24 protein-coding genes are annotated in these 25,914 nt (G+C 57.6%); 21 read left to right on the top strand and 3 right to left on the bottom strand.

Translation table 11 applies throughout. The features are described 5' to 3' along the window. Positions 1 to 853: 853 nt before the first annotated feature. The 7 genes from rpmH (at position 854) to FXO11_RS20180 (ending at position 7,205) form a co-directional block, all read left to right on the top strand. The gene (rpmH, locus tag FXO11_RS20210) at positions 854 to 988 is read left to right on the top strand and encodes a 50S ribosomal protein L34 (protein WP_082146510.1); all 135 of its coding nucleotides are present in this window, start codon (positions 854 to 856) and stop codon (positions 986 to 988) included. Positions 989 to 1,007: 19 nt separating this feature from the next. Next, positions 1,008 to 1,382, top strand: a complete 375-nt coding sequence (gene rnpA / locus FXO11_RS20205; protein WP_148864729.1) for a ribonuclease P protein component — start codon at positions 1,008 to 1,010, stop codon at positions 1,380 to 1,382. Positions 1,383 to 1,403: 21 nt separating this feature from the next. Continuing rightward, positions 1,404 to 1,688, top strand: a complete 285-nt coding sequence (gene yidD, locus FXO11_RS20200; RefSeq protein ID WP_227546175.1) for a membrane protein insertion efficiency factor YidD — start codon at positions 1,404 to 1,406, stop codon at positions 1,686 to 1,688. A gap of 4 nt (positions 1,689 to 1,692) precedes the next feature. Beyond that, on the top strand, positions 1,693 to 3,402 hold the full coding sequence (gene yidC / locus FXO11_RS20195; RefSeq protein WP_148864727.1) for a membrane protein insertase YidC: 1,710 nt from the start codon (positions 1,693 to 1,695) through the stop codon (positions 3,400 to 3,402). A gap of 121 nt (positions 3,403 to 3,523) precedes the next feature. Continuing rightward, positions 3,524 to 4,885, top strand: a complete 1,362-nt coding sequence (gene mnmE / locus FXO11_RS20190) for a tRNA uridine-5-carboxymethylaminomethyl(34) synthesis GTPase MnmE (RefSeq protein ID WP_148864726.1) — start codon at positions 3,524 to 3,526, stop codon at positions 4,883 to 4,885. Positions 4,886 to 5,159: 274 nt separating this feature from the next. Then, complete coding sequence (locus FXO11_RS20185; RefSeq protein WP_227545987.1) at positions 5,160 to 5,999, top strand: alpha/beta fold hydrolase; 840 nt, start codon at positions 5,160 to 5,162, stop codon at positions 5,997 to 5,999. 459 nt (positions 6,000 to 6,458) lie between these two features. Continuing rightward, entirely contained in the window at positions 6,459 to 7,205 is a 747-nt protein-coding gene (locus FXO11_RS20180) for a substrate-binding periplasmic protein (RefSeq protein WP_148864725.1), read from the top strand. Positions 7,206 to 7,307: 102 nt separating this feature from the next. Here FXO11_RS20180 and FXO11_RS20175 read toward each other — a convergent pair whose 3' ends face one another. The 3 genes from FXO11_RS20175 to FXO11_RS20165 all read right to left on the bottom strand — a co-directional run bounded on the left by FXO11_RS20175 (position 7,308) and on the right by FXO11_RS20165 (position 10,509). Next, entirely contained in the window at positions 7,308 to 7,847 is a 540-nt protein-coding gene (locus tag FXO11_RS20175) for a hypothetical protein (protein WP_148864724.1), read from the bottom strand. A gap of 3 nt (positions 7,848 to 7,850) precedes the next feature. Further along, entirely contained in the window at positions 7,851 to 8,489 is a 639-nt protein-coding gene (locus tag FXO11_RS20170; RefSeq protein WP_148864723.1) for a hypothetical protein, read from the bottom strand. Positions 8,490 to 8,688: 199 nt separating this feature from the next. After that, positions 8,689 to 10,509, bottom strand: coding sequence for an acyl-CoA dehydrogenase C-terminal domain-containing protein (locus tag FXO11_RS20165; RefSeq protein WP_148864722.1), 1,821 nt, complete (start codon positions 10,507 to 10,509; stop codon positions 8,689 to 8,691). 239 nt (positions 10,510 to 10,748) lie between these two features. On the opposite strand from FXO11_RS20165, the gene FXO11_RS20160 reads away from it, so the two are divergent. From FXO11_RS20160 to atpG, 14 genes are all read left to right on the top strand, one after another. After that, complete coding sequence (locus FXO11_RS20160; RefSeq protein ID WP_148864721.1) at positions 10,749 to 11,324, top strand: DUF3833 domain-containing protein; 576 nt, start codon at positions 10,749 to 10,751, stop codon at positions 11,322 to 11,324. A 63-nt stretch (positions 11,325 to 11,387) separates the two neighbouring features. Then, the gene (locus FXO11_RS20155; RefSeq protein ID WP_148864720.1) at positions 11,388 to 12,482 is read left to right on the top strand and encodes an efflux RND transporter periplasmic adaptor subunit; all 1,095 of its coding nucleotides are present in this window, start codon (positions 11,388 to 11,390) and stop codon (positions 12,480 to 12,482) included. Positions 12,483 to 12,484: 2 nt separating this feature from the next. Beyond that, positions 12,485 to 15,634: an efflux RND transporter permease subunit gene (locus FXO11_RS20150; RefSeq protein WP_148864719.1), complete on the top strand. Its 3,150-nt coding sequence runs from the start codon at positions 12,485 to 12,487 to the stop codon at positions 15,632 to 15,634. Positions 15,635 to 16,161: 527 nt separating this feature from the next. Then, the gene (gene mnmG / locus FXO11_RS20145) at positions 16,162 to 18,045 is read left to right on the top strand and encodes a tRNA uridine-5-carboxymethylaminomethyl(34) synthesis enzyme MnmG (protein ID WP_148864718.1); all 1,884 of its coding nucleotides are present in this window, start codon (positions 16,162 to 16,164) and stop codon (positions 18,043 to 18,045) included. Then, positions 18,042 to 18,698: a 16S rRNA (guanine(527)-N(7))-methyltransferase RsmG gene (gene rsmG, locus FXO11_RS20140; protein WP_148864717.1), complete on the top strand. Its 657-nt coding sequence runs from the start codon at positions 18,042 to 18,044 to the stop codon at positions 18,696 to 18,698. The genes mnmG and rsmG overlap by 4 nt, the downstream gene beginning before the upstream one ends. 2 nt (positions 18,699 to 18,700) lie before the next feature. Continuing rightward, complete coding sequence (locus tag FXO11_RS20135; protein WP_148864716.1) at positions 18,701 to 19,495, top strand: ParA family protein; 795 nt, start codon at positions 18,701 to 18,703, stop codon at positions 19,493 to 19,495. A 90-nt stretch (positions 19,496 to 19,585) separates the two neighbouring features. Beyond that, a complete protein-coding gene (locus FXO11_RS20130; RefSeq protein ID WP_148865001.1) occupies positions 19,586 to 20,461 on the top strand; it encodes a ParB/RepB/Spo0J family partition protein in 876 nt (291 codons plus the stop codon). 216 nt (positions 20,462 to 20,677) lie between these two features. Further along, positions 20,678 to 21,076 carry a F0F1 ATP synthase subunit I gene (locus FXO11_RS20125; RefSeq protein WP_148864715.1) on the top strand — a complete coding sequence of 133 codons (399 nt, stop codon included), beginning with the start codon at positions 20,678 to 20,680 and terminating at the stop codon, positions 21,074 to 21,076. A 19-nt stretch (positions 21,077 to 21,095) separates the two neighbouring features. Next, positions 21,096 to 21,968, top strand: a complete 873-nt coding sequence (atpB, locus tag FXO11_RS20120; protein ID WP_148864714.1) for a F0F1 ATP synthase subunit A — start codon at positions 21,096 to 21,098, stop codon at positions 21,966 to 21,968. 90 nt (positions 21,969 to 22,058) lie between these two features. Next, complete coding sequence (gene atpE / locus FXO11_RS20115; protein ID WP_004579640.1) at positions 22,059 to 22,313, top strand: F0F1 ATP synthase subunit C; 255 nt, start codon at positions 22,059 to 22,061, stop codon at positions 22,311 to 22,313. Between the two features lie 66 nt (positions 22,314 to 22,379). After that, a complete protein-coding gene (locus FXO11_RS20110) occupies positions 22,380 to 22,850 on the top strand; it encodes a F0F1 ATP synthase subunit B (RefSeq protein WP_148864713.1) in 471 nt (156 codons plus the stop codon). Positions 22,851 to 22,862: 12 nt separating this feature from the next. Continuing rightward, positions 22,863 to 23,399, top strand: coding sequence for a F0F1 ATP synthase subunit delta (locus FXO11_RS20105; RefSeq protein WP_148864712.1), 537 nt, complete (start codon positions 22,863 to 22,865; stop codon positions 23,397 to 23,399). Between the two features lie 28 nt (positions 23,400 to 23,427). Continuing rightward, entirely contained in the window at positions 23,428 to 24,972 is a 1,545-nt protein-coding gene (atpA, locus tag FXO11_RS20100) for a F0F1 ATP synthase subunit alpha (RefSeq protein WP_148864711.1), read from the top strand. A gap of 75 nt (positions 24,973 to 25,047) precedes the next feature. After that, positions 25,048 to 25,911, top strand: coding sequence for a F0F1 ATP synthase subunit gamma (gene atpG, locus FXO11_RS20095; protein WP_148864710.1), 864 nt, complete (start codon positions 25,048 to 25,050; stop codon positions 25,909 to 25,911). Positions 25,912 to 25,914: the final 3 nt, after the last annotated feature.

Raw genomic sequence — 25,914 nt, 5'->3', positions numbered from 1 at the left:
GACAGCCTGCCTCCAATGCGTAGCCAATCCCTGAACGGATGATTACGAGCCAATACGGCTTTCTTCTTCCGGCGCCCGACGAACGGACACACTCTACGCTTGTGTTGATTGCCTCAACCCAAACCACCCCGTGACTACCTGTACATAGGTACCCCGGAGAAGCGTAAAACGCATGATGGAAAGCCTGAATAGCGGGACATTCTACGCCCGCATCAACGCCAACAAAAGCCCCGGAACGGCATCCATAAACAGCCTGTGCATAACTTTATATCGAAAAGACATATACTTAACGACTTACAGACAGGCTTGTGTACAGAAATTAGATTGTAAAAAGTTTTCCACAGGACCTTGTGTTTACCCACCCTGGAAAACTGTGCACAACCTGGGTCTGAATCTATGAACAACTCGGCCTAATCGTTAGGGTGTGAGTTGTCCCCATTTCAGTGACCGACTTTCCACAGGTCTCAGGTCGCCTTACACCCAGCCTTCTCATAAGGCTATCTTTTTGATTCATTGCGCTAAATCAAGGTTTTCAACAGAAATGACGCTGACTAACAGTAACAGTAACTGTCTTATATTCTTTTAAAAAACATAAAGACTTTCAGTAACTGTTACTGGTTTGGCTTTTGGGACGATCACCCGGGCCACCGCCCCGCAATCCAACTCCGTAAATTCCGTAAGCTTACGGATATCGATTGAATTTCCTGTCTGCTTTGTCTAAAATCCCGCTCCTATTTTGACTGTTCATTTTTTGACAGGTCTTCGGCTGGCAAGTGATTAGCCCCACCGCATGCAGGGGCCTTGCTCAGCAGACAGAATTCGTTTCAATACATCCGAGTGTGAGATCGACATCATGAAAAGAACGTTTCAACCCAGCGTCCTGAAGCGTAAGCGTGTTCACGGTTTTCGTGCCCGCATGGCTACTGCCAACGGCCGCAAAGTGATTTCCCGTCGTCGTGCCAAAGGTCGCGTCCGCCTGTCTGCCTGATTCGGGCTGACAGGTTAAAATGCCGACAGGAACGTTTTCCAAGCAGGATCGCTTGCTAAAGCCCCGTGATTACAGCGGGGTTTTCAGCCAAGTGACGGTCCGAGTCCCTGACCGGCATTTTCTGATACTGGCGACCCCTAACGATTTGGGGCATGCCAGGATCGGTTTGATTTTTTCGAAGAAAAACCTACGGCTTGCCGTCCAGCGCAATCGAATCAAGCGTCTGGTACGGGAAACCTTTCGCCAGCAGCCTGACCTGCCTGCCATGGATATTGTGGTGTTGGGGCGTCAAGGTCTTGCTGATCTGGAGAATCCGGCCGTTCACCGCGTTCTCAATGAGCTGTGGCAGCGCTTGCGGCGCAAAGCCCGTCGAGCGGATACTGCCTCCGGCTGACCCGAGGTACCGGATCTGATGATGCGACAGCTCGTTCTGCTTCCCATCCGGTTTTACCGGTATGCCATCAGTCCCATGATGGCCAGTCACTGTCGTCACTACCCCACGTGTTCGTCCTACGCGATGGAAGCCATTGAAACTCATGGTATCCTGCGCGGCGGTTACCTGACTCTGCGTCGACTGTTACGCTGTCATCCCTGGTCTGCCGGGGGGTATGATCCCATACCGCCAAAGTCCGGTCAGGAACACACAAAAAGCGAGCACCACAAGCACTGTTCTTACCATTCAAACCAGCCGACACATTGAACCTATGGATATTCAAAGAACAATCCTCTGGATAGGCCTTGCCATTGTCAGTTATCTGATGGTGCTCGCCTGGAACGAAGACTATCACCAGGCCCCGCAGCAGCAGCCGGTTGCGCAAACTGCCGAACAGGACGGATCCGACACACCGGAGCTGAACGCACCTGCCAATCGCACGAACCAGGAGTCCGGTAGCAACGAGTTCGCCACCCCTGAAGACCAGGACCAAACCGAGGTGGAAGGTTCAACGGTACAAGCCAGCGATTCCGGCAAGCAGATTACTCTGCGCACGGATGTGCTCGAGCTGGACATCAACCTGGCCGGGGGCAATATTACCCGGGCCTCGCTTTTGGACTACCGCGAGTCCCAAAACAATCCCACGCCGCTCAAACTGCTGCAGAACAACCAGTTCCGTACCTACGTATTGGAAAGCGGCTTGATTGGACGCGATGGGTTTGATGCCTCCCGCAACGGGCCGGTGCCCTCCTACCAGGTGGCCCAGGACAGCAACCTGACTCTGGCCGAAGGTGCCGATACGCTCACCGTCGACCTGACCTTTACCGGCGATAGCGGCGTCAAGGTCACCAAGCGCTACACCCTGCAGCGGGACAGCTACGAAATCGACGTTAGCTATGTGATCGATAACCAGTCCGACTCGACCTGGCAGGGCAACTTTGCCGGCAAAATCGTTCGCGATTCCAGCGGCGACCCCACTGCGCAGCAAAGTCTGGGGATTCAAGCGTTCCTGGGGATGGTCCTGAGCACCAACGACGATCCTTACGAAAAGTACGATTTCGACGATCTGCGGGAGAGTCCCGTCAATCGCACCGCCGAGGGTGGCTGGATCGCCTTCTTGCAGCATTACTTCCTCAGTGCCTGGATTCCCGACGCTGACAGCAAGCATCAATACCAGACCACCCAACGCAACAACCTGACGGTGATGGGTTTCGTCAGCGGGTCAACCACTGTCGAGCCCGGCCAACAGGTAGAGGTTGGCGCCCGCGCCTACGTCGGTCCCAAGATTATCGAACGTCTGGAAACGGTTGCACCGAACCTGGATCGTACCGTCGACTTTGGCTTCCTTTTCTTTATTGCCCTGCCCCTTTTCATCGTTCTGGACTGGTTCCACGATCTAGTCGGCAATTGGGGCGTCGCCATTATTCTACTGACGATGTCGGTGAAGCTGGTGTTCTTCAAGCTCTCGGCCACCAGTTACCGTTCGATGGCGCGCATGCGCGCGGTGGCACCGCAACTGACCCGGCTGCGAGAGCTTTACGGCGACGATCGTCAACGCATGTCCCAGGAAATGATGGCCCTCTACAAGCGGGAAAAGATCAACCCGTTGGGCGGCTGTTTGCCGATCCTGGTGCAGATGCCGGTATTCATTTCGCTGTATTGGGTGCTGTTCGAAAGCGTCCAGCTGCGTCATGCACCGTTTATGCTGTGGATACATGACCTGTCGGTGATGGACCCCTACTTCATTCTGCCGATTCTGATGGGCGCCAGTATGTTCATCCAGATGAGCCTTAACCCAACGCCTCCGGATCCGATGCAGGCCAAGGTAATGAAGCTGATGCCGCTGATTTTTACCGTCTTCTTCCTGTGGTTCCCGGCGGGTCTGGTACTGTACTGGCTGGTCAACAACGTGCTGTCCATTGCCCAGCAGTGGTACATCACCCGCAAGATCGAGGCTGAAGGCGTCGGCAAGAAGTCCTGACCTGGCATTGTTCCCAGGCCACAACAAACCGAATGACAGGGCTCCGCATGGAGCCCTGTTTCGTTTAGCATGCAGTTCCGACTGATCGATGCACACTGGAAGCCGTACCGGTAACTAACCTATGAGCACCACCGATACCATTGCTGCCATTGCCACTGCGCCCGGGCGGGCCGGTGTGGGCATCATCCGCCTGTCCGGCCCCGAGGCCGGGTCCATCGCCCAGCGCCTTCTGGGATTCGTGCCCAAGCCACGCTATGCCCATTACGGTCCCTTTCGTGCCCGTAACGGCTCGGTGATCGACGAAGGCTTGGGCCTCTACTTCCCCAATCCGCATTCGTTTACCGGCGAGGATGTATTTGAACTCCATGGCCATGGCGGCACGGTGATCCTGGATTTGCTGCTACGGGAAGTGTGCGAACAGGGTGCGCGGCTGGCGCGGCCGGGCGAGTTTTCCGAGCGCGCCTTCCTCAACGACAAGATGGACTTGACCCAAGCTGAAGCCATTGCCGATCTGATCGAAAGTAGTTCGGAGCAGGCCGCCCGTTGTGCGATACGCTCGCTACAAGGCGCATTCTCCCAGCGTATCGAAGCCCTGGTAGCGGCTCTCACCCACCTGCGGATCTACGTGGAAGCGGCCATCGACTTTCCCGAAGAAGAGATCGATTTCCTGGCGGATGGCAAGGTGGCAGGCGACCTGCAAACCATCATGGATGACTTGGCGATTATCCTGGCTGAAGCCCAGCAAGGCACTATCCTGCGCGATGGTATGCGGGTCGTCATTGCGGGACGGCCCAACGCTGGAAAATCCAGCTTGCTCAACGTCCTGGCCGGTCGCGAAGCTGCCATCGTCACTGCCATCGAAGGCACCACCCGGGACGTACTGCGCGAACATATCCACATCGATGGGATGCCTTTGCATGTGATCGATACCGCGGGCCTGCGTGATAGCCCGGATGAAGTGGAAAAAATCGGCATTGCCCGGGCCTGGGAGGAAATCCGCCAGGCGGACCGGATCTTGTTGATGGTCGATGCCACGACGACCAGTGAAACTCATCCCCAAGCCCTCTGGCCTGACTTCATTCATCAGCTGCCGGAAGGCGCACCCTTAACCGTGATTCGTAACAAAGTGGATTTGAGCGGTGAGACTGCAGGTTTCACCGAAGATGCCGTCGCCCCTATCGTACGCATCGCCGCCAAATCCGGCGACGGCGTGGATGTGCTGCGGGAACACCTAAAGGCTTGTATGGGCTTCGCCACCACCACCGAAGGCGGCTTCCTCGCCCGCCGTCGCCATCTGGTCGCTTTACAGAAAGCGCAGGATTGCCTGCTCCAGGGCCAGGCCCAACTGGAAGGTTACGGTGCGGGTGAATTACTGGCCGAAGACCTGCGTATGGCGCAGGATGCGCTGGGGGAAATTACCGGTGCTATGACGCCGGATGATTTGTTAGGGAAGATATTCAGCAGTTTTTGTATTGGTAAATAAGCCAATAATTATCGCCACAACGTGTCAATCTAATCAGATTAGTTCTGGCAAGCCGGCCTATGGCCGGTCCTACCGACCGCCACCATTCGTCCGCTGATTGTTGTCTGTAGCGTATTGATGCTTGTCGGCTGGCAGCATCTAACCCATCATTGCTATTAATTGAGTAATCACTCAATAATATTGAGATGTACCGGTAGTAGATAAGGCCTTTCAGGCATGCAAGCTGTTCGAAAGCTTGTAGAAATCAATCTGCGACATGGAAGATGAGGTTGGAATGAGCAACGAAATAGCCAAGATGGATTCTGCTGAAACACGCTACGCGATGATTGAGGGGCATCACATTGCCTATCGGGAAATGGGTGAAGGTGCCCCGGTTTTCCTGATTCACGGTATCCCGACAAACAAATTCATGTGGCGCGAAATCATGCCCAAAATGGCAGAGAAGTATCGTGTCATTGCTCCGGACATGCTCAACTATGGCGAGTCCGAAATGCCGCGGGATGCTGATGTCTCTATCAATGCCCAAACCCGTATTTTAGTCAAACTGATGGACGCGCTGGGTGTGCCGCGTGCCGATATCATATCCCATGATATTGGCGGTGGCATCGGACAACTGATGGCTGTTAACCACCCTGAGCGTGTACGTCGCCAGATACTCATTGACAGTGTGTGTTTCGATTCCTGGCCGATTCCGGAATTTAAGCGGATGTTAGAGCCGGGTGTCGAAGAATCGACCAGTGTCGAAGAATTCATCGGTACGATGCGCGACTTCATGCCTAATGGCGTACACGATCCTGCGGTAATGACCGAAGAGTTGAAAGATATCTATATCAAGCCTTGGAATAGTGCCGAAGGTAAGGCGGCATTCTTCCGCAACATGCGTCGGCTCAACAAGGAATATACTCAAGCAATTGCTGGTGAACTCCCTAATATAAAGATCGATACGCTGATTTTGTGGGGTGACAAGGACAGTTTCCAAAAACCGGAATATGGCCCGATGTTGGCGGATGCTATTCCGAATGCAGAGCTGGTCTGGATCAAGGATGCCGGTCATTGGGTAACCGACGAGCAGCCCGGAGAAACCACCCGTCTCATTCTGGACTTCCTTGCCTGATTGGCAAAGCGCCCCGCAAAAAATACGACCAGGCTACTCCGATCAAGAAAGGGCAAACAGCGAGAGTCTTGCTGACGGAGTCGATGCCAGTCCGCAGAGAACGGTCGTTGTAGAGAGAAACGCCCGGCCTAATGGTCGGGCGATTTTTTTGACGTGTACCTAGGATCGATCCCGTATGCGGCGGAACTTATAGGTGTAGACGTGATTAGTGGAGATGACGGAACTGGGTTAGTCTCCGTTCCCAGTAAGCGAGTACCAAACCTTCCATCGGCTCTCTTTCAAAAAATTGAATAAAAATTCACTTTTTCTTTCATAAACTTGCAGTCAGCGTCTTTACAAAAACGAACAGGGATTCAGACGCATTGCGACCCTGGCTTGGGGTAGACTTTCTGCCGATTTACCTTTCGTCCGGATGTATTCCGATCGGCGAAGCAATAGAAATCGTGGAGATTCCCTGCCATGCGCAAAATGCTCGTTCTGGGGTTGCTCGCCCTGCTTCTGGTTCCGGCTGCCGGTGTTCATGCTGCCGACAAGCTCTATTTCTACACCGAAAACTTCCCACCCTATAACATGAGCGCCTCTGGGCGTGCGTTCGAACATAAGGGCGATGATATCGACGGTCTGTGCACGGAGATGGTCAAGGCGATCATGTCCCACACGGAGCTGGAGTACATCATTAAGCTTCGCAACTGGGATTACGGCTACAATCGTGTTCTGGACAAGCCCAATCACGGCATCTTCTGCACCACCTATACCGAAGACCGCGCGCCGCAGTTCAAGTGGGTCGGCCCGCTAACCCGCAACCTTTGGACAATTTTTGCGCCGCCGGGCAGCGATCTTGAGATGGATGATCTGGAAGACGCCAAGGGCATGACGATCGGTGGCTACCGCGGCGACGTCATGACCGACTACCTGCTCAAGCGTGGCTATACGGTGTCGCAGCTCGACAGTGACGACCTCAACCCCAAGCGCCTGGCGCTCGAGCAGATCGATCTGTGGATCGCCGACCGTCTGGCGGGTCCCTATTTCGCCTCCCAGCAGGATGTGGAAGGACTGGTACCGGTCTATTCTTTCAATAAGACAGAGCTCTATCTGGCCATGAACCAGAACACGCCGGAGCAGGTCATCCAAGAGCTGAATAAAGGTCTGGAAACCATCCGTCAGAACGGCATGTACGAAGCTATCGAAGACAAGTACGGCCTCTAGCGGATCGTTTTGATTGGAAAAAGCCGGTATCGGGCGTGGCCTGTTACCGGCTTTTTGCTGTCTTGAGAGTGAACGGTAGGGCGTCTCGGCACCGCTCGGTGTCTATTCTGTCAGGCTGTCGATCCGGGCGGGGCTGCCGATGTAGAGCGCCGTCGACCGCTGGTCCTGCGCTCCGGTGGTGCGAATGATGCTGTGGACCGACACCATCGCCGGCGATTCCGGGCTGGAAAAACGGGTAATAATACCCCCGGCTTCGCCGTCGCGTATGCGCTCCACATCCGAGGCCCGCCACGCATTGCCCAGGCACGACTGAATAAAATCACGGGTTCGTTCGTGCCGCTGAGCGGCGACGTCCTGACTGGGTGCCGTCACCGTGCAGGCATAAGCCGTATCCTGCTGGTTCCAAGCCCAAATCTCACATTCTCCGTCGATAATCTGTTCCTTAGCGCGATACACCGTTAGCAAATTGAAGTTGCTCGCTTTACCGCGAAAATCAGCGAAACCGCTGGGATAATCCGCGACCACCTCATGCAAGGACTGGCAGGGATCGTCGGTCCCCAGGGAAACCGACTGCGGGCCGGCGCAGCCGGTGAGGGCCAGCGCGGACAGGATCGAGGCAATGAGAGGCGTCCGTTGCTTCATGGGTTACTCGCTGTGTTGAATGTCTTCTTCCAGGACCGCTGCCACAGCAACCGCAAAATGATGAGCGCCGTCCTCCACTGAACCGGGATTGACAGTATCAGAGTATAGACGCCAGACCGCCGCTTCGCTCTCCACATCGAACAGGGTGGTTTTGAGTACGTAGGTGTTCTTGGTCTCGTAATAGCCCGGTTGTACCGTCGTCCGCATATAGGTTTGGGCGTGGGTGCCGATGCCGGTCACGATCGGTTCCTGGATGACTTGCATCGACACGTAGTCGTCCTGGTCTTCCCGGCGTACGAAGCTAACCACCAACACGCCGTCGGCGCCGGTCTCCTCGGCTTGCTCGGCCACTTTTTTGCGCAGGGCAGCCTTATCGTCCCAGGGCAAGTCGCCGTTCTTGAAGCGAAAGACACGGAAGTCTCTTTGGATCAGTTCCTCGGCCAGCGCGTTCTCGATGGCGTTGCGGTAGACCGGGTTGGCGGTGGCGGCCAGGACCACCAGACTCTCATAGGCTTTTTCCGTCTCGTCGAGGATTTCTTTCTTTACGATCGTGGTGTTGGTGGACGAGGTCGAGCAGGCACTGAGCAGACTGAAGAGAACGAGCGACAGCAAAACGCGAACAGGCAGGATGCGTGACATCATGGCGTGTATCCCTACGGGTCGGTGATAGATCGGACTACCGGTAAGGCAGGGTCAGCGGTGGCCCGGGACACTTTGGCTTCCTCGATTATGGCATCGAATACCGCGCCGGGCGTCGGTCACAGATCACAGTCTGGGCGGAATGTCGGCCGCAGGCGTCGGACAGCACACTCGCAATGCCGCTGCGGCCTAAAGGAACGGTTTAGCCCGTGAAAGCCATATCCTCGGCATCCAGCTGCATCAAGTTGCGGGTGGGAGAAAGCATGCTGGTGGCGTGGGCCTGAGCACGGGGTAGCAGCCGGTCGAAGTAGAATTCCGCAGTGGCGATCTTGGCACGGTAGAAAGCCTCGGATTCGTCGCCGCCGTTCTCGAGTTTGTCGTAGGCAACGACCGCCATCCGAGCCCACATATAGGCCATGGTCACGTAGCCGCTGAACATCAGGAAATCATGGGCCGCGGCGCTGATAATATCCCGGTCTTTGCGGGCGATTAGCATCAGGCGCACCGTGAGCACGTTCCACTGGGCGGCCAGCTTCAGAAGCGTCCAGGCAAAGGGGCGGATCTTCTTATGGGTGACCTGGCGGCGGGCCCAGTTGGAGATGCGCAGGGTGAATTCGCGTACGGCGCCGCCCTGCGTCATAAGCATGACCTTACGGCCAAGGAGGTCCAGCGCCTGTATGCCGGTGGTGCCTTCGTAAAGTGTCGCGATTTTGGTATCGCGCACGATCTGCTCCATACCATGCTCGCGGATGTAGCCATGGCCGCCGAATACCTGCATGCCCAGGCTGGCCGCCTCGCAACCCATTTCGGTCAGAAAGCCCTTGAGGATAGGCGTGAGGAAGCCGAGCTTGTCGTCGTAGGTTGCCGCTTTTTCTTCGTCGCCTTCCAGATACCCTTCCACCATGTGATCCGCTAGGCGGGCCGCGTAGTAAAGCATCGCCCGGCCGCCTTCGGCGAACGCCTTCTGGGTCAGTAGCATGCGCCGCACGTCGGCGTGGTGAATCAGACTGTCGGCTATTTGGTCCGGCTCCTTACTGCCGGACAAGGCGCGCATGGAACGGCGCTCCTTGGCATAGTCCAGCGCCCATTGATAGGACAGCTCGGCTGGCCCTACGCCTTGAATGGCCGTACCAATCCGGGCGGTATTCATAAAGGTGAACATGCAGTCGAGGCCTTCGTTTTCCGGGCCAATCAGGAAGCCGGTGGCCTCGTCGAAGTGCATCACGCAAGTCGCCGAGGCGTTGATGCCCATTTTCTTTTCCAGACCGCCGCAGGTGACGCCGTTGCGTTCGCCGGCATTGCCCTGCGCGTCAGGAAGGCGTTTTGGCACGATAAACAGCGAGATGCCCTGGGTGCCTTTCGGCGCATCCGGCAGGCGTGCCAGCACGATGTGCACGATGTTTTCGGTCAGGTCGTGATCACCGGAGGAAATGAAAATCTTGGTACCGGTAATCTTGTAGCTGCCGTCGGCCTGGGGTTGGGCTTTGGTCTTTACTTGCCCCAGGTCGGTGCCGCACTGGGATTCGGTCAAGCACATGGTGCCGGCCCAGCGGCCTTCGGTCAGCGGTACCAGGTAGGTTTGGCGCTGGTCGTCGCTACCGTGTAACTGGATGGTATTCATCGCCCCTAGCGACAGCCCCGGATACATGCTGAACGGCCAGTTGGCGGTTCCCATCATTTCCTGCTTGAACAGGCCCATGGAGGCGGGCAGACCCTGGCCGCCCACATCCTCCGGGGCAGAGAGTCCTTGCCAGCCGCCCATCACATACTGCCGGTAGGCTTCTTTATAACCCTGGGGCGTGGTGACTTCGCCGTTCGCCAGCATGCAGCCTTCCTCGTCGCCAGTTCGGTACAACGGGCTGAGGACGTCTTCGCAGAAACGGGCGCACTCGCCCAGGACGGCATCGACGATATCCGGCGTGACGTCCGCGCCGGATTTCAGCGACGCGTAATGCCTGGGATAGTCGAAGACCTCGTTGAGGAGGAATGTCATGTCGCGCAACGGCGCCTTGTAAGTCGGCATAGTGTCACCTTTGGTGCGGTACAAACGGTCGGTCAGGCTCGTGCCACGCGGCCGGCCATGGGTTGCTGCACGTTGTACGACAATCTTGGGAGTCTGCCATTGACGGTAAGCGCCGGGGCCGTTGTCGGTTTAGCCAATGGGCTGAATGGCGGGAAGGCCCTTGTGGCCTGTCTGGTCCGTCACAGGCGGTTCTGCGTAAAAACCCGAAACAACGGCCATTCGGTGGGAGTGTAAAGGTTATGCAAAGTTACTTTCGGGGGCGCTTTGGGGGTGGTGCGAAAGGTCTCATCGGCGTAATTTTCGGTTGTGGACTGATCAGTGGCTGCACGGGACCGGCGTTGACCGATTACGCGGGTCAGCAGCCGGTACTTGAACCGCGCACGTTCTTTCAGGGTGAACTAACCGCGCGGGGAATCGTCAAAGACTTTTCCGGCGAAGTAATCCGCACGTTCGATGCCGATATCACGGCGAGCTGGAACGCGCAGGGTGTCGGCACCCTCGACGAAGAATTCCGCTTCGACGATGGCGAAGTCCAGACTCGTATATGGAAGCTGGAGCCCGTCGAAACCGGCTACCGGGCGACCGCTGGCGATGTGGTCGAGCCTGGGCTGATGCAATGGCGCGGGAATGCCCTCCACATGAATTATGTCCTGGAAGTGCCATACGGCGATGGCACCCTGGACGTGCGTATGGATGACTGGATGTATGCGGTTACGCCCGACACGGTGGTCAACGAAACCGAGATGAGCAAGTGGGGCGTAACGGTGGGCGAGATTGTTCTGGTGATTCAGCGGCAAACGCCGGATGAACAATAAACCGGGTGAATAATAAACAGTTGGCGGGGCCGGTGGCTCCAGCTCAAGTTAATGGAGAGGGCCATGGGCAGGCAGATCCTGATTGCCTTTATCGTGCTTGTACTGGCAGCAGGCGGCGCCGGTTTTCTGTGGATGCAGCAGCAGGCTGGCACCACCGCGGAGCAGCGACAGCGTCCGCCGGCCAACGTCAACATCGTCTACCCGCGGATGGCGGAAGTCCGGGATAGGGTGGAAGCGGTGGGCACGCTCCAGGCCCGGGAAGACGTTATGATTACCGCCGAGGTGAGCGGCCGGATCGTCGAACTCAACTTCGACGAGGGCCAGCCGGTGGACAAGGGCCAGCTACTGGTCCAGCTCGACGCCCGTCAGGCGCGTGCGGATCTCCAGGTCGCCGAAGCCCAATTGCAGGATGCCCGCACCAAATACGACCGGGCTTCGCGCCTGCAGTCCAACAACAGTATTTCCCAGTCTCAGGTGGATGAATTGCGCACAGCCGTTAACGTGGCCCAGGCGCAAAAGATTGCCGCTGAAACCCGCCTGGACAACCATCGGATCGAAGCGCCTTTTGCCGGCGTGGTGGGTCTGCGGGACGTCAGTGTCGGCACCTACCTGAATATCGGTGACAGCGTCACCACGCTGGATGCCGTTGATCGAATGGAATTGACGTTCTCGGTGCCCGAGCGTTACCTGGGTCAGATCACCCGGGGCCAGGTTCTGCGGTCCAGCACCGCGGCCTTTCCTGGCGAAGCGTTCGGCGGTGAACTCTCGGAACTGGGGACGCGGCTTAATCCGCTTAGTCGCTCGCTACCGGTGAAAGCCGTGATCGACAACCCCGGCAAGAAGCTGCGGCCAGGCCTGTTCATGGCGGTTTCGCTGACGCTGCAGAGCCGCCGGGCGCTGGTGATTCCCGAGCAGGCGGTGCTTACCCGTGGCGACAACCAGTATGTGTTTATTGCCGTGGACGGTGAGGCGCGTCGCCAGACGCTGGCGTTAGGTACCCGTGAGCCAGGCAAGGTGGAAGTGGTTAGTGGCCTGGCTCCGGACGACGCAGTGATTATTACCGGACAGGACCGGCTTAGCACCGGCGACGCGGTCAGTGTGCTGGAAGGCGACAACGCCTTGATCGGTGGCGACTGGCCGAACCGGCGCGAGGGTTAAGCATGGTTTTGTCCGACATCTCCATCAAGCGGCCGGTTTTTGCGACGGTCATCAGCTTGCTGATTCTGGTGTTCGGCCTGGCGGCGCTACGTGGGCTGCCGGTGCGCGAATACCCCGATATAGACCCGCCTGAAGTGTCGATCTCCACGGACTACACCGGCGCCGCCGCCGAGGTGGTGGATACCCAAATTACCCAGGTAATCGAGGGGGCCATCAGTGGTGTCGAAGGTATTCGATCCATTGAGTCGAGCACCGAACAGGGCGAGTCCCGCACATCCATCGAATTCAATACCTCGCGTGATATCGACGTCGCTGCCAATGACGTGCGGGATGCGGTGTCGCGTGTCATCGATCAGCTTCCGGAAGAAGCGGATCCGCCTGTTGTGCGCAAGGCTGACTCCGACGCCCGCCCCATGATGTGGGTGACCTTGCAAAGTGAGGTTTGGGATAGCGCCCAACTCAGCGACTTTGCCGAGCGGGTGCTGGTAGATCGTCTCTCGGTGCTGGATGGCGTGGCCGATGTGCAGATTGGCGGCGAACGGCGTTATGCGATCCGCGTTTGGCTGGACCAGGAAAAACTGGCGTCGCGCAATATCACAGTGGCGGAGGTGGAAGACGCGCTGCGCGCCAATAACGTCGAATTGCCCGCGGGTTCTATCGAATCTCGCACCCGGGACTTCACGGTCCGCGCCGAAGGCCGGCTATCCACCGTCGAGGAGTTTCGCAACCTGGTGGTTCGGCGAGACGGCAATGACCTGCTGCGCCTGGGCGAAGTCGCTAATGTCGTGATGGGTGTGGAGTCCGATACCAGCCGCTTGCGGGCCAACGGCCGCACCGCAATCGGGATGGGCGTTATCCGTCAGTCCAAGGCCAATACGGTGGCGGTGTCCGACCGGGTGCGGGCCGAGATGGCGAAGATCCGCGAGACCCTGCCGCCGGAAGTCACTATCCAGCAGAGCTACGACGAATCCATCTTTATCCGCGCCTCGATCAAGGAAGTCATGGTGACGCTAGGAATCGCCATTGCCCTGGTTATTCTGGTGATCTTCGTGTTCCTGCGCTCTTGGCGGGCCACACTGATCCCGGCCGTGACCATTCCGGTGGCGGTCATTGGCGCTTTTATCGGTTTGGGCACGCTGGGTTTTTCCATCAACGTGCTGACCCTATTGGCGATCATCCTGGCGATCGGCCTGGTGGTGGACGATGCCATCGTGGTTTTGGAGAACATCCAGCGCCGCATCGATGAAGGCGAACCTCCCCTGCTCGCCTCGTATTATGGCGCCCGCCAGGTGGCCTTCGCGGTTATTGCCACCACGCTGACACTGGTAGCGGTGTTCGTGCCCATCTCGTTTATGGGTGGCAACATCGGGCGTCTGTTCGGCGAGTTCGGGTTCACCCTGGCCAGCGCGGTGATCGTTTCCAGCTTGGTGGCCCTAACCCTGACACCGATGCTTTGCTCCAAATGGCTCAAGCATAGCCCCGAGACGGTCGAGGGCCATCGCCTGTGGGCAGCATCGGAACGTGTCTTTGGCGCGCTCAATAACGGCTATGAAAAACTCCTGCGTTTCTCCCTGCGCCAGCCGGGTTTGTTGCTGGGCCTTGGGCTGGCGGGCATCCTCATGGCGGCGGTCATTTTCCCGTCCTTGCCTCAGGAGCTGGCGCCCACCGAAGACCGCGGCATCATCATCATGCCCACCAAGGCGCCACGGGGATCGACAGTGGAATACACCGACCACCACGTAAAGAAGATCGAAGAGCGGCTGCTCCCCTATATCGAACAGGGCGCGGCTGACCGTCTATTGGCCATTGTCGGCTTCCGGGAGGAAGCCGACAACGCGTTCCTGATCATGGGCCTGACGTCCTGGGACGACCGAGATGTCAAGCAGCAGACGATCAGCGCCGAGCTGTTCCCGAAGCTGGCGGAGGTGCCGGGCGTGCGCTCGGTGGCGGTGAATCCGCCGGGTCTGGGACAACGGGGTTTCAATCAGCCTATCGAGTTTGTGATCGGCGGGCCGGACTATGACACGGTCCAGCGTTGGAGTGAGGAAATCCTCGAGCGTGCGAAAGAGAATCCCAACCTGCTGAACCTGGAAACCGACTTCGAACTGACCCGCCCGGAACTGCGCGTTACCCTGGATCGCCAGCGCGCCGCGGACCTGGATGTGACGGTCGAAGATGTCGGTTTAACCCTGCAGACCATGCTCGCATCGCGGCAAGTGACCACCTACCTCGATCGCGGGCGGGAATACGACGTCATCCTGCAAGCGGGCGATGCGGACCGGGCCACGCCGTCGGATCTCAGCAGTATCTTCCTGCGTCCCCGTGAAGGCGGCGAACTGGTGCCTTTGGGGGCGTTGGTGAACCTGAAGGAAATCGGTGCGAACCCGGACCTGCGCCGCGTCGACCGGCTGCCGGCGGTGGTGATCAGCGGCTCGCTGGCGCCGGGCTACGATTTGGGGACCGCGCTGGAATACATGAATCAACTGTCTGTCGATAACTTGCCACCCGAGGCGAGGGTCAGTTACAAAGGTCTGAGCCGCGAATTCGAGGAGTCGTCCAACGCGATCTATGTGACCTTCATCCTGGCTTTCATCATCGTGTTCCTGGTGCTGGCGGCCCAGTTCGAGAGCTGGATCCACCCGCTGATCATTATGCTGTCGGTGCCGCTGGCGGTCACCGGGGCACTGATCGCCTTGGCGCTCTCGGGCATCAGTCTCAATATCTACAGTCAGATCGGGATCATCATGTTGCTGGGGCTGATGGCGAAGAACGGTATTTTGATCGTGGAGTTCGCCAATCAGCTGCGGGACGAGGGCTACAGTGTCCACGATGCTATCGTGAAGGGATCGATATTGCGTTTCCGGCCAGTGTTGATGACCACCATTTCGACCGTTTTCGGCGCAGTTCCCCTGGTTATCGCTACCGGCGCCGGCGCTGAAAGCCGTGCCGCGATTGGTGTAGTGGTGCTCGGCGGGTTGGTCTTTGCCACGACGCTGACCCTGTTCATTATACCGGTGCTCTATAGCCTGATCGCCCGGTTTGCCAAGTCCACCAACGCGGTGGAAAAGGCGCTGGATGCGCAGATTCGCCAGAATGGCAGCTCAGGGTCTCTGGCTTCGGAGGCTCAGGCGCCTCGGAACGATCAGATTTAGGCGTCGGGGACTGTGGTTGGTTTCGAGCACTTCTTTTTTGCCGAGCGCTATAACGTTACGGGGGAATGCCAACTAGCCCGCTTGCAAGGCCATGCCGTCTGAGTCGGTCGGTAAAATTTCGGATATTGTGGATAAGTTCAGGGATAACCTCTGGGCGATTAATGAATAGATTATACTTAGCTGTTAAATAACAATGATTTACTGCATTTTTTAAGCTTCTCAAAAGCTGCCCTGAATGTGGATAACTTTATTGAAAACATTTCTCAAAAGCGCTCGGCAAACACATGACGCATAAGTAATTTTTAGCAAAACTGGAACAACTGAACGGGTTTGCTTTTTGGGCTGGTTAAAAATTGCGCATTACCCCTGCAATTTTTACGAGGTAAACGGTATACTTCGCCCCCATTTTGTCGAGGAACCCCTGAGTAAAGTCTATTAGCGACTCGCGCCTTGCCAGAGAGGCCCTTAAGGCTCGCAGAATCGCCCACAGGCTTAACCAGAAGTTCCCCCGTCTCTCGAGGTGTAACGTGGAATTCCCGGATCGTTTCGATGTCATCGTAATCGGCGGCGGCCATGCCGGTACCGAAGCTGCCCTGGCGGCGGCGCGCATGGGTTCCCGTACGCTGTTGCTGACTCACAATATTGAAACCCTGGGCCAGATGTCCTGCAATCCGGCCATCGGCGGTATCGGTAAGAGCCACCTGGTCAAGGAAATCGATGCTCTGGGCGGCGCCATGGCGATGGCCACCGACCAGGCCGGCATCCAGTTCCGGGTGCTCAACTCGCGCAAGGGACCCGCAGTGCGGGCAACCCGCGCCCAGGCCGACCGCGTGCTGTATAAAGCGGCGATCCGCCACATTCTGGAAAACCAGCCTAACCTGACCATTTTCCAGCAGGCGGCGGACGATTTAATCGTCGAAGGCGAACAGGTCCGCGGTGTCGTGACTCAGACCGGTATCCGCTTCAACGCCGAAACCGTGGTGCTGACGACCGGCACGTTCCTGGGTGGCGTTATCCACATGGGGCTCAAGAACCATGCCGGTGGCCGGGCGGGCGATCCCCCCGCGATTGCGCTGGCCCAGCGTCTGCGCGAACTCCCGTTCAACGTGGGTCGCCTGAAAACCGGCACGCCCCCACGCATCGACAGCCGTTCGGTGGATTTTTCCGTTATGCAGGAGCAATGGGGCGACGACCCGACGCCGGTGATGTCGTTCCTGGGTTCTCGCGAGCAGCACCCGGAACAGGTGTGCTGTTACGTCACCCGCACCACCGAGGAAACCCACGACATCATCCGCAGCGGTTTTGATCGCTCGCCGATGTTTGCCGGCGATATCGAGGGTGTCGGCCCGCGTTACTGCCCGTCCATCGAGGACAAGGTGAGTCGATTTGCCGATAAAGACTCCCACCAGATTTTTGTCGAGCCGGAAGGTCTGACGACCAAAGAGCTGTATCCCAACGGCATCTCAACCAGTTTGCCGTTCGATATCCAGCTCAAGGCGGTGCGTTCGATTCCGGGCTTCGAGAATGCCCACATCACACGACCGGGTTATGCCATCGAGTATGACTACCTGAACCCGCAGGACCTGCGCCACACGCTGGAAACCAAGTTCATCGCCGGCCTGTACTTCGCCGGGCAGATCAACGGCACCACCGGCTATGAAGAAGCCGGCGCCCAGGGCCTGCTGGCGGGTATCAACGCCGCGCTGCGGGCCCAGGAGAAAGACAGCTGGTACCCGCGCCGGGACGAAGCCTATCTGGGTGTGTTGGTAGACGATTTGATCACCATGGGGACGTCCGAACCCTATCGGATGTTCACCAGCCGTGCCGAGTATCGTTTGATCCTGCGCGAGGACAACGCCGATCTTCGCCTGACCGAGACCGGCTACAAACTGGGGCTGGTGGACGAGCGTCGCTGGCAGCAGTTCAACACCAAGCGTGACGCCATCGCCGTCGAGCGCCAGCGCCTGGACAAGACTCACGTGCATCCGAATACGCCGGAAGCCGAGCGCGCCAGCCAGCACCTGCAAAAGCCTCTGCAGAAAGAGCATACCCTGGCGGATCTGCTGCGCCGCCCGGAGATCAGCTACGCCCATATCGCCGATATCACCGGCGAGCATGCGGGCGAGATCGTATCTACCCAGGTGGAGATCGAGGTGAAGTACGAAGGCTACATCTCGCGTCAGGAAGCCGAGATCGAGCGCCTGCGCCGCAACGAAAATCTGCCGCTACCGGTGGATCTGGACTATGACACGGTGGGCGGTCTGTCCAACGAGATCAAGCAGAAGCTCAAGGATGTGCGTCCGGAAACCGTGGCTCAGGCATCGCGGATCCAGGGCGTGACACCGGCGGCGATCTCGCAACTGCTGGTGCACCTGAAAAAACGGGACCTGTTGCGCAAGCAGTCTGCATGAGTGCGCCTATCGATACCGCCTGGCCGGCGCAGTTGGAAGCCGGCTTACAGCGCCTTGAGATCGCACTCGATCCGGTGACCCAGGAAGGCCAACTGGCGTTTTTGGGGTTACTGCAGAAGTGGAACAAAGCCTATAACCTGACCGCGGTGCGGGATCCCTCGCAAATGGTATCGCGCCAGTTGCTCGACAGCTTGGCGATCATGCCTTATATCCATGCGGATGCCGTGCTGGATGTTGGCGCGGGCGGCGGTCTACCCGGTATTCCGCTGGCTTTGGCGTTTCCCGAGCGCCGATTCACCCTGCTCGACAGCAATAGTAAGAAAACCCGCTTCCTCACCCAATGTGTGCTTGAATTGGGTTTGGACAATGTCGAGGTGATCCATGCCCGGGCCGAGGACGTCTGTCCGCAGCAGCCTTTCCAGCAAATCACCAGCCGTGCGTTCACCGCTCTGGAAAATCTGGTCGACTGGTGCGGGCATATGCTGGCGCAGGATGGCCAGTTTCTGGCCATGAAGGGACAGTTCCCCGATGATGAACTGGCTGCGCTGCCCAGCGCCTGGCAATTAGCGGACAATATCGAGCTGACGATTCCCGGTTGTGGCGGGGCACGTCACTTGCTTATCATTGATCGCGTTCGGACGACAGGAGGCTAACCATGGCGCGAGTCATCGCGGTGACTAACCAGAAAGGCGGTGTGGGTAAGACCACCACTTGCGTGAATCTGGCAGCCTCCCTAAGCGCGACCAAGCGTCGCGTATTGCTGGTGGATATGGATCCGCAGGGAAACGCGACGATGGGCAGCGGCGTGGACAAGAATGCCCTGGGCCTGTCAGGCTATGACGTGCTCACAAAACGCCAGTCGGCTGCCGATGTCATCGTGCATGCGGAGGCCTCCGGCTACGATATTCTACCGGCCAACGGTGACCTGACCGCGGCGGAAGTCGAGTTGATGAACGAGATTGGCCGTGAGCACCGCCTGCGTTTGCAGCTCAATAGCGTGCGGGATCGCTACGACTATATTCTGGTGGACTGTCCGCCGTCGCTGAACCTGTTGACGGTCAATGCGCTATCGGCGGCCGATAGTGTGCTGATTCCCATGCAGTGCGAGTACTATGCGCTGGAAGGTTTGGCGGCATTGATGAACACGGTGGAGCAGATCCAGGAAACCGTGAACCCGCAGCTGGCGCTGGAAGGGATCCTGCGTACCATGTACGACCCACGTAACAGCCTGACGCTGGATGTGTCTGCCCAGCTCAACGAATATTTCGGCGATAAGGTCTATAAAGCGGTTATCCCCCGCAACGTACGCCTGGCCGAGGCGCCCAGCTATGGGGTGCCGGCACTCAAATATGATCGTACCTCCAAAGGCGCGATTGCCTACCTGGCCCTGGCGGGCGAAATGGTCCGGCGTAACGGACAGCAACGCCCGACGCAACCGGTCGCCGTCTGAGCCGGTACCGGTAGTTCGTCGATGACATCGGACTCTCTCCGATAGCTCTGAAAATTCTTCGATAACACTGATAACAGAATGACGGAAACGATGGCGGCGAAAAAACGAGGATTGGGCGAGCGCGGATTAGGCGCATTGCTGGCGGGCTCCAAGGTCAACCTGGACCGGGATGTTAGCGAGCACGACGGCGAATTGCGGGAGATTCCGGTCGACCTGATTCAGCGCAGCCGCTACCAGCCGCGCCGGGACATGGATCAGACGGCCTTGCAGGAACTGGCCGACTCCATCCGTCAGCAGGGCGTGATGCAGCCCGTTGTGTTGCGTCCGTTGCCGGAAGGCCGCTTCGAGCTGATCGCGGGCGAACGTCGCTGGCGGGCTACTCAGTTGGCTGAATTGGATCGTATCCCTGCGATCATCCGCGATGTGCCGGACGAAGCAGCCATCGCCATGGCGCTGATCGAGAACATTCAGCGCGAAAACCTCAATCCCATCGAAGAAGCGTTTGCCTTACAGCGCTTGCAGGACGAGTTCGGCCTGACTCAGGGCCAGGTCGCCGAAGCGGTGGGCAAGTCCCGCACGACCATCACCAATCTATTGCGATTGATCGGCCTGGCCGAAGATGTTCGAACCATGCTTGAGCACGGCGACCTGGAGATGGGGCACGGCCGGGCCATGCTGACCCTGCCGCCGGAGCAGCAGGCGCAAGTGGCACGCCAGGTCGTGTCCAAGTCACTGTCGGTACGCCAGACCGAAGCGCTGGTGCGTCGTATCCAGCAGGAAAATCCGTCGTCGAAGAAGTCGCGCAAAGGCGAAGTCGATCCCAATATCCGAGCATTACAGAACGATTTGGCAGAGCGCTTGGGTGCCCGGGTACAGATCGACCACGGCCAACGCGGCAAGGGTAAACTGGTGATCGAGTACACTTCGCTGGACGAACTGGATGGCATTCTCGGCCATATCAAATAAACGCCAGAACCAGTCTATTTAGGCGCAATATCAGAACAAAACACTACATGTTGTGGTTATTTCGGTTTTCCACAACCACCGGTGCCATCTCGACGCGCAGGTTCCTATGCAGGTGCCCGTTAACCGGGCGGTTTTGTTGATTCATACACCCTGAAAACATATAATCTCGGGCGCTTGTGCAGGTAGTGACCGTATCCGGTTATGTGTGGGGCTTCAATGGCGAAAGCTAAGCATCAAGGTATCAATCGCCCCCCCGTACTTCGGTGGCTCACGTTCCAGACCGGCATCGTCATCCTTATGGGTCTGGCCTTTTTATTGAAGAGTACGGTTGCCAGTTATTCCGCCTTTTTGGGAGGCTTCATCTTTTTGCTTCCCAATGCTTATTTCGCCCGCAAGGCATTCCGGCATGCCGGGGCGCGTTCCGCGAAGCAGATAGTCAGTTCTTTTTACCAGGGTGAGGCCGGCAAGCTCATCTTGTGCGCCGTCCTCTTCACGATGGCGTTTAAATGGATTCAGCCGCTCGATGTAGCGGCGCTTTTTTTAACATTTGCGATCATGCTAGTGACGAACTGGCTCACGCCCCTCATCGCGAGCGGCGGACCGCAGCGAAGCTAACAGGACCTGAGAGAATACTATGGCAGGCACTGCATCAGAATACATCGTGCACCACCTCACCAACTTGACCTATGGCAAGTTGCCCGCCGGCTACGAGCGGGTCGACGGGACGGTTCTCCAAGAATCGACCTGGACCCTGGCGCAGAACGGCGAAGAAGCGTCCAGCATGGGGTTTTGGGCCCTGCACGTGGATTCTCTCGGGTGGGCGGTTTTCCTCGGTATTGTTTTTCTGGCCTTGTTCCGCATTGCAGCAAAGCGCGCCACGACGGGCGTCCCGGGTGGGCTGCAGAATTTCGTTGAAATCATGGTCGAGTTTGTCGACAACAGTGTGAAGGAAACCTTCCACGGTCGGAACAAGGTCATAGCGCCGCTGGCGCTGACCATCTTCTGCTGGGTCTTCCTGATGAACCTGATGGACCTGGTGCCGGTGGATTTCCTGCCCCAGCTGTTCCATGCCGCGGGCGTCGAATACATGAAGGTGGTCCCCACGACCGACGTCAACATTACCCTGGGCATGTCGCTGTCCGTTTTCGCGCTGATTATTTATTACAGCCTGAAGGTCAAAGGCCTGGGCGGTTTCCTCGGCGAGCTGACTCTGCATCCGTTCTCCTCTGACAATATTTTCCTGAAGATCCTGCTGATCCCGGTCAACCTGCTGCTGGAAGGCGTGAGCTTGCTGGCCAAGCCGGTTTCACTGGCACTGCGTCTTTTCGGTAACCTCTACGCGGGCGAGCTGATCTTCATCCTGATTGCATTGTTGCCGCTGTGGGCGCAGTGGACGCTGTCCGTGCCCTGGGCTATTTTCCACATTCTGATTATCACGCTGCAGGCATTTATCTTCATGATGCTGACCATCGTGTACCTGAGCATGGCGCATGAAGATAATCACTAGTTTTTGAGACACCGAATCCGTAGTTGAAATGCTGAAACTTTTAAACCCTAAACCCTTAACTTGAAAACCTAACTGAAACTGGGAGTTATCATGGAAACTGTAGTTGGAATGACCGCGATTGCTGTTGCATTGCTGATCGGCCTGGGTGCCCTGGGTACTGCGATTGGCTTCGGTATCCTGGGTGGCAAATTCCTGGAAGGCGCTGCGCGTCAGCCGGAAATGACCCCGATGCTGCAGGTCAAGATGTTCATCGTTGCCGGTCTGTTGGACGCCGTCACCATGATCGGTGTTGGTATTGCACTGTTCTTCACCTTCGCCAACCCGTTCGTCGCTCAGGTCGGTTAATGTCCCGCCTCGCAAGAGGCGAACCCGATTTGAACGACCCTTATACGACAGGCGAGAGGTGAAGACGTGAACATTAATTTGACACTGATCGGTCAAGCCATCGCGTTCTTTATCTTTGTCGTCTTCTGCATGAAGTATGTCTGGCCGCCGATCATGACGGCCCTGCAGGAACGACAAAAGAAGATCGCTGATGGTCTGGCCGCCTCCGACCGTGCTGCACGTGATCTGGAGCTGGCGCAGGACAAAGCCGCCCAGGAACTGCGTGAAGCCAAACAGGAGGCCGCGGCCCTGATCGAGCAGGCAAACAAGCGTGCCAATCAGATTGTGGAAGCATCGAAAGACGATGCCCGCAAGGAAGGTCAGAAGCTGATTGAGCAGGCCAAGGCCGAAATCGAGCAGGAGCGTAATCAGGCCCGGGAAGCGCTGCGTGCGGAAATCGCTGCCATTGCGATTGCCGGCGCCGAGAAGATCCTGGAAACCTCTGTCGATGCCGACAAGCACAGCGAAATGCTGAACAAGCTGGCAGCGGAACTCTAAAAGAGGTTCATCATGGCAGAACTGATAACGCTAGCCCGGCCCTACGCAAAAGCTGCGTTTCAGACCGCTCAGGACCAGAATCAACTGGCCGAATGGTCCGATTCGCTGTCTTTTGCCGCACAGGTCACGTCTGACAGTGACATGCGTACTCTTCTGGGTAATCCCAACCTGAATGAAGAGCGCAAGGCTGAAGTCTTGATTGACCTCTACGACGGCTCAGTTTCCGAGCAGTTCAGGAATTTTGTATCCATCCTGTCCCAAGGCAAACGCCTGGCGCTGCTGCCGGAAATCAACGACCTCTATAACACCTACCGTGCCGATATCGAGCGCATTGTGGATGTTGAGGTGAGTGCGCCGTTCGAGCTGACAGAAGAGCAACAGCAGACGCTCAGCCAGGCACTGTCAAAGAAACTGGATCGCAAAGTGAGTCTTGCAACCAAGGTCGATCCCGCCCTGATCGGGGGTGTGGTAATCCGCGCTGGCGACATGGTTATCGACGCCTCGGTACGCGGAAAGATCGCCAAGCTGGCCGAAGCACTGGGCTCCTGATTTCAGCACAAGGTTTGAGGATAAAGGCATGCAGCAACTGAATCCATCCGAGATCAGTGACATCATTAAGAAGAGAATCGAGAAACTCGATATCTCTTCCGAAGCACGCAACGAAGGTACGATCCTGTCGGTCTCCGACGGCATCGTGCGTGTCCACGGTCTCGCCGACGTCATGTATGGCGAGATGATTGAATTCGACAACGGTATTTTCGGCATGGCGCTCAACCTCGAGCGCGATTCCGTCGGTGCGGTTGTTCTGGGTGATTACGAAGGTCTTGAAGAAGGCGGTAAAGTCCGTTGTACCGGTCGTATCCTGGAAGTGCCCGTCGGTGAGCAACTGCTGGGCCGCGTCGTCGATGCACTGGGTAACGTGATTGACGGTAAGGGTGATCTGGGCACCGAGCTGACCGCTCCGATCGAGAAAGTCGCGCCGGGCGTTATCGCTCGTCAGTCCGTCGACCAGCCGGTCCAGACCGGTCTGAAAGCCATCGACACCATGGTGCCTATCGGTCGCGGCCAGCGTGAGCTGATCATCGGCGACCGCCAGATCGGTAAGACCGCTGTGGCGATCGATGCGATCATCAACCAGAAAGACAGCGGCATCAAGTGTATCTATGTCGCCGTCGGCCAGAAGCAGTCTTCCATTGCCGCCGTGGTGCGCAAGCTGGAAGAGCACGGCGCTATGGACCATACCATCGTGGTTGCGGCCGGCGCTGCCGATCCGGCCGCTATGCAGTTCCTGGCACCGTATTCCGGTACGTCCATGGGTGAATACTTCCGCGACCGCGGCGAAGACGCGTTGATTGTCTTCGACGACCTGTCCAAGCAGGCCGTGGCCTATCGTCAGATCTCCCTGCTGCTGCGTCGTCCGCCCGGTCGTGAGGCCTACCCAGGTGACGTTTTCTACCTGCACTCGCGTCTGCTGGAGCGCGCTTCCCGCGTTAACGCTGACTACGTTGAGCAGATGACCAACGGCGAAGTCAAAGGCAAGACCGGTTCCCTGACGGCCCTGCCGCTGATCGAAACCCAGGCCGGCGACGTGTCCGCGTTCGTACCGACCAACGTAATCTCGATTACCGACGGTCAGATCTTCCTGGAAACCAACCTGTTCAACTCCGGTATCCGTCCGGCGATGAACGCCGGTGTGTCGGTTTCCCGGGTCGGTGGTTCCGCGCAGACCAAAATCATGAAGAAGCTGGGTGGCGGTATCCGTCTGGCTCTGGCTCAGTACCGTGAACTGGCGGCTTTCGCCCAGTTTGCGTCTGATCTGGACGAGGCGACCCGTAAGCAGCTCGAGCACGGTCAGCGTGTCACCGAATTGATGAAGCAGAACCAGTACAGCCCGATGTCCGTGGCTGAAATGGGTACGGTTCTATATGCAGCAAACGAAGGTTTCCTCGACGACGTTGATGTCGACAAGGTGGTTGCATTCGAAGCCGCCCTGATGGATTGGATGCGCAGCGAACAGTCTGAGCTCCTGGCCAAGATCAACGAGAAGGGCGATTACAACGACGAGATCGCCGCGGACCTGAAAGCTGCAATCGAGAAATTCAAGACCACTCAGACCTGGTAAGCCGCAGGCCCGCCCCACCGGCGGGCCCTGTCAGTTTCAGGCTCGCGAGTGTCTAACTTGAAAAGGCAGTGAGTTATGGCCGTCGGAAAAGAAATACGTAACCAGATCTCCAGCATCAAGAGCACGCAGAAGATCACCTCCGCCATGGAAATGGTGGCGGCGAGTAAGATGCGCAAGGCTCAGGACCGCATGCAGGCGACCCGCCCGTATGCGGAGAAGATGCGGCAGGTCATCGGGCATATTGCCAAGGCAAATGCCCAATATACGCATCCGTTCATGGTCGAGCGCGATGTCAAGCGTGTGGGCTATATCGTGATCTCCTCGGATCGTGGCCTCTGTGGCGGCTTGAACATCAACCTGTTCAAGACCCTAGTCCGGGACATGCGGCAATGGAAGGAAAAGGGCGTGGAAGCCGACCTCTGTGCTATTGGGCAGAAAGGCGCCTCCTTTTTCCGCAACTATGGCGGTAACGTCGTCGCGGCGCTGACCCAACTGGGGGACTCCCCCAGTGCCGAACAATTGATCGGCAACGTCAAGGTCATGCTCGACGCGTTCGAGGAAGGCAAGATCGATCGTCTCTACCTGGTCAGTAACGCATTCGTGAACACCATGACCCAGAGTCCCGAGATCGAGCAACTGCTGCCATTGCCCGCCGATACAGATGAAGACGTCAAAAAGAACCAGTGGGATTACATCTACGAGCCGGACGCCCGGCAGATTCTCGATGGTCTTCTGACACGTTACATCGAATCTCAAGTTTATCAGGGTGTGATGGAAAACCTGGCCTGTGAGCAGGCGGCGCGAATGATTGCTATGAAGAGCGCCACCGATAACGCCGGCGACATCATCAACGACCTGCAGCTGGCCTACAACAAGGCCCGTCAGGCAGCGATCACCCAAGAGATTTCGGAAATCGTGAGCGGTGCAGCGTCGGTCTGATGA

The organism is Marinobacter fonticola (assembly GCF_008122265.1).
Classification (GTDB): domain Bacteria; phylum Pseudomonadota; class Gammaproteobacteria; order Pseudomonadales; family Oleiphilaceae; genus Marinobacter_A; species Marinobacter_A fonticola.
This window is presented reverse-complemented; position numbering and strand designations above follow the sequence as displayed.

Excerpts from the sequence above, each read along its gene's own strand:
- FXO11_RS20150 (WP_148864719.1), top strand. The coding sequence starts at position 12,485 with ATGGTTTTGTCCGACATCTCCATCAAGCGGCCGGTTTTTGCGACGGTC.
- atpE (WP_004579640.1), top strand. The coding sequence starts at position 22,059 with ATGGAAACTGTAGTTGGAATGACCGCGATTGCTGTTGCATTGCTGATC.
- FXO11_RS20180 (WP_148864725.1), top strand. The coding sequence starts at position 6,459 with ATGCGCAAAATGCTCGTTCTGGGGTTGCTCGCCCTGCTTCTGGTTCCG.
- atpA (WP_148864711.1), top strand. The coding sequence starts at position 23,428 with ATGCAGCAACTGAATCCATCCGAGATCAGTGACATCATTAAGAAGAGA.
- FXO11_RS20105 (WP_148864712.1), top strand. The coding sequence starts at position 22,863 with ATGGCAGAACTGATAACGCTAGCCCGGCCCTACGCAAAAGCTGCGTTT.
- FXO11_RS20165 (WP_148864722.1), bottom strand. The coding sequence starts at position 10,509 with ATGCCGACTTACAAGGCGCCGTTGCGCGACATGACATTCCTCCTCAAC.
- FXO11_RS20160 (WP_148864721.1), top strand. The coding sequence starts at position 10,749 with ATGCAAAGTTACTTTCGGGGGCGCTTTGGGGGTGGTGCGAAAGGTCTC.
- rnpA (WP_148864729.1), top strand. The coding sequence starts at position 1,008 with ATGCCGACAGGAACGTTTTCCAAGCAGGATCGCTTGCTAAAGCCCCGT.
- FXO11_RS20155 (WP_148864720.1), top strand. The coding sequence starts at position 11,388 with ATGGGCAGGCAGATCCTGATTGCCTTTATCGTGCTTGTACTGGCAGCA.
- FXO11_RS20125 (WP_148864715.1), top strand. The coding sequence starts at position 20,678 with ATGGCGAAAGCTAAGCATCAAGGTATCAATCGCCCCCCCGTACTTCGG.
- yidD (WP_227546175.1), top strand. The coding sequence starts at position 1,404 with ATGCGACAGCTCGTTCTGCTTCCCATCCGGTTTTACCGGTATGCCATC.
- FXO11_RS20170 (WP_148864723.1), bottom strand. The coding sequence starts at position 8,489 with ATGATGTCACGCATCCTGCCTGTTCGCGTTTTGCTGTCGCTCGTTCTC.
- FXO11_RS20175 (WP_148864724.1), bottom strand. The coding sequence starts at position 7,847 with ATGAAGCAACGGACGCCTCTCATTGCCTCGATCCTGTCCGCGCTGGCC.
- atpG (WP_148864710.1), top strand. The coding sequence starts at position 25,048 with ATGGCCGTCGGAAAAGAAATACGTAACCAGATCTCCAGCATCAAGAGC.
- FXO11_RS20185 (WP_227545987.1), top strand. The coding sequence starts at position 5,160 with ATGAGCAACGAAATAGCCAAGATGGATTCTGCTGAAACACGCTACGCG.
- yidC (WP_148864727.1), top strand. The coding sequence starts at position 1,693 with ATGGATATTCAAAGAACAATCCTCTGGATAGGCCTTGCCATTGTCAGT.
- atpB (WP_148864714.1), top strand. The coding sequence starts at position 21,096 with ATGGCAGGCACTGCATCAGAATACATCGTGCACCACCTCACCAACTTG.
- FXO11_RS20130 (WP_148865001.1), top strand. The coding sequence starts at position 19,586 with ATGGCGGCGAAAAAACGAGGATTGGGCGAGCGCGGATTAGGCGCATTG.
- rsmG (WP_148864717.1), top strand. The coding sequence starts at position 18,042 with ATGAGTGCGCCTATCGATACCGCCTGGCCGGCGCAGTTGGAAGCCGGC.
- rpmH (WP_082146510.1), top strand. The coding sequence starts at position 854 with ATGAAAAGAACGTTTCAACCCAGCGTCCTGAAGCGTAAGCGTGTTCAC.
- mnmE (WP_148864726.1), top strand. The coding sequence starts at position 3,524 with ATGAGCACCACCGATACCATTGCTGCCATTGCCACTGCGCCCGGGCGG.
- FXO11_RS20135 (WP_148864716.1), top strand. The coding sequence starts at position 18,701 with ATGGCGCGAGTCATCGCGGTGACTAACCAGAAAGGCGGTGTGGGTAAG.